Origin of the sequence: Rhodococcus zopfii NBRC 100606 = JCM 9919 (assembly GCF_001895025.1) — a bacterium.
In the GTDB taxonomy this organism is placed as follows: Bacteria; Actinomycetota; Actinomycetes; order Mycobacteriales; family Mycobacteriaceae; genus Rhodococcus; species Rhodococcus zopfii.
On the sequence record NZ_BCXI01000119.1, the window covers coordinates 1 to 1,283 of the forward strand.

General features: G+C 66.7%; 1 protein-coding gene. It reads left to right on the forward strand.

Annotated features, from left to right (window positions below; translation table 11 throughout):
- Positions 1 to 159: 159 nt before the first annotated feature.
- Complete coding sequence (locus RZ1_RS29380) at positions 160 to 1,257, forward strand: ISAs1 family transposase (RefSeq protein WP_072816468.1); 1,098 nt, start codon at positions 160 to 162, stop codon at positions 1,255 to 1,257.
- Positions 1,258 to 1,283: the final 26 nt, after the last annotated feature.

A 1,283-nucleotide genomic window follows, 5' to 3' on the forward strand; every position in this document is an offset into this window, starting at 1 on the left:
CCAGGGCCCCGGCAAAGTCGTTGAGAGTGGTGCCTGACCTGCTGATTTCGTAACAGGGAGGCGTGAATCCGGGCGGACACGGCCGTCTGGTAGTGATTCAAGTTCCTACACAATCACCACCACCAGGAACGAGCCGTGCCCGCAAGTCCATCTTCGCTCATGCCCGCGCCAGCGCCCGACACCAGGATCCTCGACGTCCTCGCCCAGGTACCCGATCCTCGTGCCCGGCGCGGGGTGCGACACCGGTTCCCTGCGATCCTGGGGTTGGCATTGGCCGCGACGTGCGCCGGGGCACGATCGTTCACCGCGATCGCCGAATGGGCCGACGACGCGCCCACCACGGCACTGGCTCGGCTCGGTGTGCACGGGAGAGCCCCGTCGGAGTCGACGATCCGACGCACTCTCGGCCGGGTCGACGCAGGCGTCCTCGATCACGTGCTGGGCGCGTGGATGTGGCTGCGTACCAGCGTGGTCGACGGACGCCGGGTGATCGCTGTCGATGGCAAAACTCTCCGCGGCGCCCGCGGTGCCGCCGGGCATCTGACACACCTGCTGGCAGCTCTCGATCACCGGACCGGGGTCGTGGTTGGGCAACTCGAGGTCGCGGCGAAGTCCAACGAGATTCCCGCACTGACGGATCTGCTCGCCCCGTTCGACCTCGCCGACGTCGTTGTCACCGCCGATGCCCTGCACTGCCAACGTGGCACCGCCGAGTACATCGTCGGCCGCGGCGGGCACTACGTGTTCACCGTGAAGAACAACCAACCGTCGCTGCGGGCACGATTGAAAGCCCTGCCGTGGAACGAGATTCCCGTCTCGTCCTCGACAGCCGGGCGTGGCCACGGACGCCGTGAACGCCGCACGGTCAAGACCACCGAAGTCGCAGCCGGAGTAGGCTTCCCGCACGCCACACAGGTGATGCAGGTGCGTCGCACCGTCACCCGATCGCACCGCAAGAGCGTCGAGGTCGTCTATGTGATCTGCTCGTTGCCGATGGCCGTCGTCGACCCGATCCAGGTCACCGCGTGGATCCGTGGACACTGGGGAATCGAGAACCGCCTGCACTGGGTCCGAGACGTCGTCTTCGACGAGGACCGCGCGACGATCCGCACCGGTTCCGCTCCGCAGGTCATGGCCACGATCCGCAACACCGTCGTCAGCATCCTCCGCCTCGTCGGCCACGACAACATCGCCGCTGCCCTGCGGCATCACAGCCGCAACCCACACCGGTCGGTCGACCTACTTCATACCGCCTGACATGCAGCTATACGACTTTGCCGGGG